Raw genomic sequence first — 8,780 nt, 5'->3', positions numbered from 1 at the left:
TTTGCGAACAAAATATAAAACGTTATCCAACAAACCTTGCGAACCTTAGCGTTAATTATGATTGACTATTGACTTAACAATCTTTCAAATCTTTTTTACAAAAAAATATATTGCGTCAAGTTTTGTCGCATTACGGATATAGCTTTGTCATATCAAAATTACAGAGCTATGGAATTGCCATTTTACTTAAACTTTAACGACTTTGAAAGTAACTATTATGATAACCTTGAAAAATGGTTTGAAGAATATCATAATACCAGTGAAACAGATTATCTGGAAGCGCTTGCTGAGCTTTACAGGCCCTATGTGTATTACAACTTTGCAGATGACATGCTAAAGCCGGATGCCTCCATTGAAGTGAAAGACTGCTTTTTCCCCTATCATGAAAAAATCGGGATCTCTTTCTGTATTGATAGTGAAAACGGAATTTCCCCATCCAAAGGAATGAATCAGGTATTTGAATTTAAAAATATTTCCATGATGGAGTATGCCCAGCATATTCTGGATAAGATCAATAAATTTTGTTCAAAAAATGCCAAGGCTCTGGATGGGCACAAAAATATTCAGGATTATATTAATAATTATAACATTATTACTTCAATGGAAGGTGTAGGGTATTGTATCAGCTACAACCGCCATCAGAAAGCCATTCCTTTTTTGAAGGCATATCTTCCATACTATGGTCAGACCGTGAATATGGCGGTATACAGAGACTTTCTTTTTTCTGTTGTTCAGATTGCAGAATTTATAGACCAGAAACTGAAAACAGTACATGCTTTTAAACAGACTATTTATGCACGCTCAAGAGCGGAAGCGAAATTCAACGTACAGTTGAGCCGTCAGTTTCTGACTTTGTGCAACTAAAATTTTACACCAAACATTCATACTTAATTATATTGCGGAAAACGTATGTTTTTCAACCCAAAATCCCGGTCAGTAATGAACGGGATTTTGTATTACAACTTTATGAATACTTGCTTAAGTGTAGTTACTTGTCTTTTCTATAAGGAATATTCCATATCAGGTCGGCCGCCAGATAATGAACTCCTCCATGATGGATGCTTCTGCTGCCTCTGATCAGATCATCCATATATCCTACATCTACGGTAAAAGGAGAGTTGGGAATCGTAAACATATAATAAGCGGTAACACGCATTTCACGATATCCAAACGAACTCCACTCAGCATCCGGCTCATTGAGATGACTTATAGAAAACAGGGCTTCTGCACTTAAGGCCAGTTTCTGATTATTTTTAGGAGATAAATTATAGGTCAGCTGGCTTTTGATACGTGTTCTGAATTGAAAATCTTCCTCTACTTGATGAAAGTCTGCATCAAAAAACTTCCTGAATTCCTGCCGTATAGTACTTTTAAGTTTCCATTTCCGGGTAAGATCAAAAGTATAGGCATATCTTCCATACATTCTGAATTCCTGTTCCGTATTTTCCTTATCATAAGGAGCTGTACTTTCATACTGTGGCTGACAGCGGTAACTTAATGCATAGCTGTACTGTTGGTGTGGAGCAAAGGAATGATAAACTTCATGATTTAAAACAATAATAGCCTGCTTCGAAAACGGGTTATGATCATCAGGACTGCTTTTTCTCCCGATTGCGACGTAGCTTAAAGCCTTTTTTTTACCTAGAGAATCAAGTTGCTGTTTCACTCCGAAGGCTCCCCAGAACGCGTTGTTGGCATCTCCCAATCCAGGTGGGCTGATCTGTGCTTTTACAAATGTTCCGATACATCCCAATAAAAATAATGCTGCAAAAAATTTCTTCCTGCTCAATAGTATGGATAGCTGTTTTACTGTTAATGTTAAATGACTGCGAAACCATGAGACGGATGAGAATGCTGTTGATACGCAGAGAGAATATTTTGTGATAGCAAAATTAGAGGCTTTGTTCATAGAATGTTTATTCAAAATCTTGTAATACTGTTTAAAAACAAGACAAAGTAAAGCCCTGATTTGGGATAGAATTAGGAATAAAATTTTCTATAGGAAAAAATGAAGGGTTGCAATAATATATTAATTGTGGATAAAGTGTGAATAACTTATTAGTAATTTGTGGAAAAGTACTTTTATAGTTGTGGGGTTGTTTTTGTAATTATTTGATTTTCTATGGTATAGGTACGAAAAATAAATTGCCACAATATAAATACTGTGGCAAAATGGTTTATGGACTTGGTTTATTTACCTGTTAATTCTGTCTTACTCCACACATGGCATCCCATGTTGTCCAGAAGTGAGCATTGATAGCTCCGATAGGAGGATTTGTACTGTCTGCAACAATTCCTACCATAGAAGCACAGTTGGCATTACAGCCAATTTCATTGTGACTTCCGGCCTGAGGTGGTATCTGGCGCCATGTACCGGTAGAACCGCTTAATAATTCTACTTTAATTTCAAAGATACCCGAAAGATTGGGAGTCTGAATCTGTTTGGTAGGATTTTCACTTGAGATGAAATCACTCCAGTCTCCCTGTGAAAAAGTTACACGCCATGTAGAAATCATTTTAGAAGTATCGTTTTGTGGGGAAAGATACACCCAGAATTGCGCTCCGTTTCCTAGAACCAACTGGCCTGAAGAATTTGCATTTACACTTGTTGATGTCATATTGATTTGTTTTTTAGGTGATTAGATTGTATTTCAAAGTAACGAAGAACAAATAATATACTGTAGCGTATAAATGACCAATTATGAAACTGGGTATAAATACTTATAGAATTGAATGTAGAATAAACCGGGAATCTTAATCACAAAAAAAGCCTGTGCTAATCATTAGCACAGGCTTTACTTTTTTGCAGAGAGGAAGGGATTCGAACCCTCGATACAGTTACCCGTATACTACCTTTCCAGGGTAGTAAATGGATTGTATAATCAATTGATTGATAATATTTTGTATGTTTCTATTTGAAATATCGTGTAAATAGTTTGTAAAAACAATGTCTGTTGTAAATTGCTGAAAAAAAATATTGATAAAAATTTATTTGTTGCATTGTTTTACACACGAATTATCGTAACTTTACTGTGCTACAAAACATGTGAGGCTAACTGTTTTTATACTATATTAATAAAATATGCATAAGCCTAATACCTACTATCAAATGCTACGATCTAAGAAGTGGCAATATATCCGGAAATTAGTTTTACAAAGAGATAGTTATACTTGTCAAAATTGCGATTCAAGCGAAAATTTAAATGTACATCATTTACATTATATTCATGGCGTAAAACCAATAAATCAAGGGATTGATACAATGATAACTCTATGCGATAATTGTCATGAGCTAGAACACTCTAAAAAGCCCATATCTCTATTTTTCATTAACAAGAGTGAAGCTATTCAAATATATGGTAATATTTACTTCAGTAAGGATATTGATAAAACACACAATTGTTCAAAAACGAATCCTAGCTTTAATTCTAAAAATAAAAAAAGATTGTCTAAATTAATGTCCAAGGTTAGTAAGCAGGACAAAGCATTACAACAACGATATGACAACTTAAAAAATTAAGTGGTATCAAAGTGGTTAATTTTTGCTAGTAAAATGCAATGAAATACTTTGCTGATCGGTGCTGTGCTAATGCTATCAACTTAAATGTATTCTCATTAAAAATGCCCCGGTTGGGGCTTTATTTTTACCAATTATCGTTTTCTGTTTCATTTGGAGTAGTTATGAGACTGGAGCAAATTCCAAATAAAGTATTTTTGTACTCATCCAGGAACTCTCTTAATTTCATCCAATTTTTATCCATTGTTTTCTTAAACATTTTTTTATCATTATATGGATAGGAATCAGTATTTAGGATTATCCCAAAACTTGTGTTTCCGTAGTGCTTAAAGTCTGTTAAATCAACTTTAGATTTTCCATCTTTAAATAAAAATGTTATATTAAAGTCAATATCTCCGGCGACATTACTAAAAGATTCACCTTTGTGATATGGTTTGGTAAATTTTACTTTAATTATTCCTTGTGATTTGTCAGATAAAATTACATCTCTTTCATACTTGAAATTAGAGCCAAATATGGCTGAAAGTTTATTGCTAACCCTATTAAATAGAATATCTTTAGAAATAGTAGAATCTACCTTTATAATTTTTGAATAGCTTAATTGCTCTTGGCTAAATACCAATGAGTTTACTAATAAAAAGAAAACTGTAAATAATTTGTTCATGATTCAATTTTTTACAAATATAAAAATTAAAAAATATTTACATTTTACGGAAACCCGTAATGTAGTATCAAGAATAATGATTTTATTTGAAAATATTTATAACACTATGATTGGTGTGTTAAATAAAATATTATATTAGCATTTCATGAAAAAGTGATATAGTTTAGTAGTTGTCGTTTTATAATTGTTATTTTTGCAAAGAATTAAAATACAGTTATCTATGAAAACGAAACTAATTATTTTGACTGCAGTTGCTGCAGTAATTCTTTATTCATGTTCAAATGACCGAGACGAAGAAGTGAAAAATGATGCGATTGAAAAGGTCAAAAAGAGTAACCAAGAAAAAATTAAGTTAAACAAATCTGGAGCTGAAAGCCGTGAAGGCGATCCGCAATCAATAAGTGATACTATTATCATTAAAGGCGGGAATATTTTATTAAATGAAGGCCCAGATACAAATCTAGATCCGATAGATGGAGGAGATCCAAAAGACGTTCCGCCAAGGAAGTAAAATTAGAAAATCAAAGTTAACTTATATAGGGTCGATACTACTTATAGTGTCGGCCTTTCTACCAAGTTTAGACGTTTTGTCAAAATGGCTTATTCCAGGAATGGCAGAGGCTAGAGATTCTCGTGGAGTATTAATGACTGTAAATGTATGGTTAGCCACGCTATATATTGCTCCGGTTGTAATTATAGTTGCTAATTACTTTAAACCAAATCCTTGGTTAAATTTCTTTCCGTTATTAATGTTTTTTTATGCTGGCGCTGTCTATTTCTCACCAGTTATTGGTTATGAAGTAAATTATTTAGCACAAAATAGTTGGCTGTTTTTCGTTATATCTTTTTTAGGTGCATTAAGCTTTATGTATATGTTGAAGTATGTTAGGAGAATAACACTGCTTGAAGAAGAAGAAACCTTACTAAACGGTGAGGTACAAGAAGAATTTAATAGGCTTACGGCTGAATTAAATGATCTTAAAAACAAACTAAACCAAGAAACAAAATAATATGAAGGATCATGAGTATTTGCTTTTAAAGAAGATGCTTGATAAAAACAGGCGACATTATAAAAAGGGAATTATACAATTTCCAGAATACATTGAAAATCATTTGCTAATTATTAATAAATTAAAGTTATCAATTATAAGGATGGAAAAGGTTGATGTTGATTACCTTATTGCAATAGATTTAGATGAAAGTTTGGAAAAATTTAGAAAAGGAATTTTAATTGTAAAATACAACTTAAATTAAAAAAAGGATTACGCTTTGTTATCCTTTTTTTTTGTTTTCATACTTTCTGTCATAAAGTCAAATACAGGTTTTAAATACTCTTCAACAAAATCAATTATTTTTTCAGTATTCCTAGTGTTTTCCTCTCTTACCTTTTTTAGTTCGATTTTTAAATCAGTAATTTCCTGATGAAGTAAATTTAACTGGTCTCCAATTGGAAGATCTTTAAAATAATCAGAAGTTTTATTTGTTAACTTTTCTTCATTTACCCCCAATATCATTTCTCCCTCACCATACAAAAGCCACATTTTATTTAAATCAGGAAAAGCAGGTGCTATATTATTATCGAAAGTAGATGGTTTAATACTTTGTCTCATATTGCTGATATAGGTTTTTGACAACCCTGACATTTCAAGAAATTGATTTGAGTTCAAGTGTTTACTTTCAATGTATTTCAATAACCTTTCTTTGGTTGAGCTTTGTTCATTATTTGTTGTAATTTTTCTATCAGGCATAGTGTGTTTTAATTGTTGTTAAAGCAAAATTCAAAAAATATAACCTATTAAAAAATAGGGTTTTCACTATTGTTTATTTCAAATAAAATTAATCTAATTGAAAATCAATTAGTTATAGCATTGTTGTAAAAATGTTATAAAAATATTTTGTTTTTATACAACAATGCTGTACATTTGCTATATCAAAATGATATAACAAAATGAAAAGTCAAGCAAATATACTAAAACCTCGAAAAATAAAAGGTGAAGTATTTAGAATGATTCTAGATGATTATACTTTATTAAAGAAAATCGCAGAGGAAACAGGCAACAGGGAATCAACAGTTACAAACTGGGCTTACAGGGAATCAGAAAAAGTTTCAAACTACTTCGCAGTTAATGCAATTAAAAAGCATACAGGCTGGAAGGATAAGCAAATATTTCAATCATGAATACATCATTAATTCCAGAAGGGTATGTATTAGTACCTGTGGCGTGGGCTGAGCGATACTTCAATAAGTCTTTTTGGTCCGAAATTCAAGAACCCACGATAAAGGAGATTTCAGAATACTTGGGAATCAGTGTTGAGAAAATCAAGAAGGACTTAAGAAATATTGATTGTCCGCTTAGAAGATCGCAGAAAGGTAAATCCGGGAGAGGTAACCAGAGTAAGTTTCACAAGTTCTCCGTAGAGGAATACAAAAACTGGATTAGAAAATAAAAGTCGCCTGTGGGGCAGACGACTTAAGCAAAAACGAAATAGCAATTAAAATTACTACATCATGGCAAATTTAACGATTAATTCTGTAACGGACCAAATAAAAGCTCAAAACATGCTTTTGTTTATTGAGTCAGACGAAAGGTTTATTGATGAAGACTTTTCATTATTTGATGATGAAGAAATTAATGTAGATGCAAATATTGAAATGGAGATTGAAAACCATAGATATTATGGTAAATCAGTAAAGAGGCTAAAAGTAAGCTTTATTAATGCTTATGATAACAGAGAATGTGAAGATCTAATTCTAAATGATATTGAGAAAAGGCAAATCGAAAATTACTTGAAAGAAAATTTAATCATAAAAATTCAATAATATGAAAATGGCACTTAACATAATTCTATTTCTGAATACTATCTATGTATTTATTTGTTCAGAAGATCAGAATCCGGTAACATTCGTATTTCCTCTTTTTATCTACGTATTCTTTGGCTTCTTCAGATACTATCACAAAGAATTTGTTCACTACTTAAAAACTCCGATAAACCATGAAAAAGAATCATAAGATACGGAGTTATAAGAAGTGGCTAATTGAGAACCGGAAAGACACCTTACAACGACAAAGAACAATTTACGAACAATCAAAAAATAAACAATAATCATGAACGAATTTAAAGGAACAAAAGGTGAATGGAATATAGACTTCAATCCATATTCATCAATTAGCCCAAATGGACAATTTAACGTAAAAGCTGGAAAAATAGGGACTCCTGTGTGTGTGCTTCCAATGCCTATAGGAGGTAGAAATCCAAAAGATAGAATTAATGCAAATGCATTGTTAATCTCCAAATCCCCAGACATGCTTGAAATGTTAAGTAAGGTTTCTAAAAAATTAGAAGGTAATGGATTTCCAACATTAAAAAATGAAGTTGACAAACTAATCGAAGAAGCCACGGAGATATGAAGCTAACAGAAATACTAAGTCACGATTTCTTGATGAATAACGGCTTTGCAATGAAGATCTCTGATGAGGTTTATTATGAGTCTCAAATATCAAGTTCAGAACCTTCAGTAATAGTATATGTCTACAATAATTCTGCTTCGATATGTATTGGTACAGGTATGGAAAAAGACATTAAGATTGAAAGTGAGACTCAGTTCTCACAGTTTTTAGAAACCATTCAAAACACTTTATCATGAAAAGACTAATCGCAAAAATATTCGGTGAAAAAGTAACATTTCTAAATGTCAACACCCGAAAGTATCACACTCAGTACTGGTATAAAAATAAATTCTACTAACATAAAAACTATAAATCATGGTATCATTAATTGAAAAAATAAGTGCCTTCAAAAACAAATATTTCACAAATAATTTCTACTGGATTACTGCCGAAAACCACGAACAACTACAGCTTATAGGAATTGAATTTGGGTGTATGAATCCAAATGGCGAACCATCAATAATTAAATGGCATGATGGATTCAAAAACCTTGGTTTCAGAACATATGAAAGAAACAAGGGTATCACAAAGTTTCAAAAGGAGGCATTCTTAGTTCATAATGAAGAAGCAACAAATTATAATGAAATGTTGAAAGAATATGAAGCCTTAAACAAGTTCATCAAAGAGTTTAAACAAAAAAATCCTACTACATGGATATTTTAAAAATAAAAGTTAAACAATCAAATCAATAATCATGGAAAATTTAAAATTTAGAATATGGGACGAGGACAATGAAGGTTTCGATTTTATAGACCTTTTTGAAATAGAAAAAACAATAGAAACATTGGATTCAATACGAGACTATTTCCACTCAGATTATCTAAAAACGAACAAAGATTTTATTCAAAAACATACCGGGCTTAATGATAAAAACGGGGTAGGAATATATGAAGGGGATATTGTTAGAATATTATATACAGATTGGTTCAGTAAGCCAGAATCAGATCCTAGAGCTTTACATGACTACCTAAATGATATTGCGAATGTTGCTAAAGTGGTTTTTGAAAATAACTCATGGAATGTTTCAATCTATGGAAAGAAATACAATGAATGGTATTTAAATGATATTAAGCCCGGTAAACATGGATTTATTGAAGTAATCGGAAATATTCATGAAAACCCTGAATTACTAAAATAACCAAAGCAAAAA

The 8,780-nt window shown here is 31.8% G+C and carries 15 protein-coding genes; 11 read left to right on the top strand and 4 right to left on the bottom strand.

The annotated features are described in order from the left end of the window. Positions 1–168 precede the first annotated feature (168 nt). Positions 169–864, top strand: a complete 696-nt coding sequence (locus tag ACODR7_RS18180) for a hypothetical protein (RefSeq protein ID WP_488841264.1) — start codon at positions 169–171, stop codon at positions 862–864. A 124-nt stretch (positions 865–988) separates the two neighbouring features. Here ACODR7_RS18180 and ACODR7_RS18175 read toward each other — a convergent pair whose 3' ends face one another. From ACODR7_RS18175 to ACODR7_RS18165, 3 genes are all read right to left on the bottom strand, one after another. Further along, on the bottom strand, positions 989–1,909 hold the full coding sequence (locus tag ACODR7_RS18175; RefSeq protein WP_488841262.1) for a hypothetical protein: 921 nt from the start codon (positions 1,907–1,909) through the stop codon (positions 989–991). Positions 1,910–2,201: 292 nt separating this feature from the next. Next, entirely contained in the window at positions 2,202–2,618 is a 417-nt protein-coding gene (locus tag ACODR7_RS18170; protein ID WP_277115203.1) for a hypothetical protein, read from the bottom strand. Between the two features lie 1,026 nt (positions 2,619–3,644). After that, positions 3,645–4,181 carry a DUF4468 domain-containing protein gene (locus ACODR7_RS18165; RefSeq protein ID WP_488841259.1) on the bottom strand — a complete coding sequence of 179 codons (537 nt, stop codon included), beginning with the start codon at positions 4,179–4,181 and terminating at the stop codon, positions 3,645–3,647. A 220-nt stretch (positions 4,182–4,401) separates the two neighbouring features. Between ACODR7_RS18165 and ACODR7_RS18160 the strand changes: the two genes are divergently transcribed. From ACODR7_RS18160 to ACODR7_RS18150, 3 genes are all read left to right on the top strand, one after another. Then, positions 4,402–4,692, top strand: a complete 291-nt coding sequence (locus ACODR7_RS18160; RefSeq protein WP_488841258.1) for a hypothetical protein — start codon at positions 4,402–4,404, stop codon at positions 4,690–4,692. Positions 4,693–4,792: 100 nt separating this feature from the next. Further along, positions 4,793–5,191: a hypothetical protein gene (locus ACODR7_RS18155; protein WP_488841256.1), complete on the top strand. Its 399-nt coding sequence runs from the start codon at positions 4,793–4,795 to the stop codon at positions 5,189–5,191. 1 nt (position 5,192) lies between these two features. After that, positions 5,193–5,435 carry a hypothetical protein gene (locus tag ACODR7_RS18150; protein ID WP_488841254.1) on the top strand — a complete coding sequence of 81 codons (243 nt, stop codon included), beginning with the start codon at positions 5,193–5,195 and terminating at the stop codon, positions 5,433–5,435. Positions 5,436–5,443: 8 nt separating this feature from the next. Here the strand turns inward: ACODR7_RS18150 and ACODR7_RS18145 are convergent, their stop codons facing one another. After that, positions 5,444–5,929, bottom strand: a complete 486-nt coding sequence (locus tag ACODR7_RS18145) for a hypothetical protein (protein ID WP_488841252.1) — start codon at positions 5,927–5,929, stop codon at positions 5,444–5,446. 200 nt (positions 5,930–6,129) lie between these two features. Between ACODR7_RS18145 and ACODR7_RS18140 the strand changes: the two genes are divergently transcribed. The 7 genes from ACODR7_RS18140 (at position 6,130) to ACODR7_RS18110 (ending at position 8,768) form a co-directional block, all read left to right on the top strand. Further along, positions 6,130–6,360, top strand: coding sequence for a hypothetical protein (locus ACODR7_RS18140; RefSeq protein WP_488841250.1), 231 nt, complete (start codon positions 6,130–6,132; stop codon positions 6,358–6,360). After that, complete coding sequence (locus ACODR7_RS18135) at positions 6,357–6,629, top strand: hypothetical protein (protein WP_488841248.1); 273 nt, start codon at positions 6,357–6,359, stop codon at positions 6,627–6,629. Before ACODR7_RS18140 ends, ACODR7_RS18135 begins: the two co-directional genes overlap by 4 nt. A 61-nt stretch (positions 6,630–6,690) precedes the next feature. After that, positions 6,691–7,002 (top strand): hypothetical protein, encoded by a 312-nt coding sequence (locus tag ACODR7_RS18130; RefSeq protein ID WP_488841246.1) that lies wholly within the window; start codon positions 6,691–6,693, stop codon positions 7,000–7,002. 286 nt (positions 7,003–7,288) lie between these two features. Further along, entirely contained in the window at positions 7,289–7,591 is a 303-nt protein-coding gene (locus tag ACODR7_RS18125) for a hypothetical protein (protein ID WP_488841244.1), read from the top strand. A 32-nt stretch (positions 7,592–7,623) separates the two neighbouring features. Continuing rightward, entirely contained in the window at positions 7,624–7,827 is a 204-nt protein-coding gene (locus ACODR7_RS18120; protein WP_488841242.1) for a hypothetical protein, read from the top strand. 118 nt (positions 7,828–7,945) lie between these two features. After that, positions 7,946–8,293: a hypothetical protein gene (locus ACODR7_RS18115; protein ID WP_488841240.1), complete on the top strand. Its 348-nt coding sequence runs from the start codon at positions 7,946–7,948 to the stop codon at positions 8,291–8,293. A 31-nt stretch (positions 8,294–8,324) separates the two neighbouring features. Further along, the gene (locus ACODR7_RS18110; protein ID WP_488841238.1) at positions 8,325–8,768 is read left to right on the top strand and encodes a YopX family protein; all 444 of its coding nucleotides are present in this window, start codon (positions 8,325–8,327) and stop codon (positions 8,766–8,768) included. Positions 8,769–8,780: the final 12 nt, after the last annotated feature.

Source organism: Chryseobacterium sp. FG46 (assembly GCF_057809135.1).
Note: the sequence above shows the minus strand (reverse complement) of the source record. Positions and strands in the feature narration are given on the sequence as shown.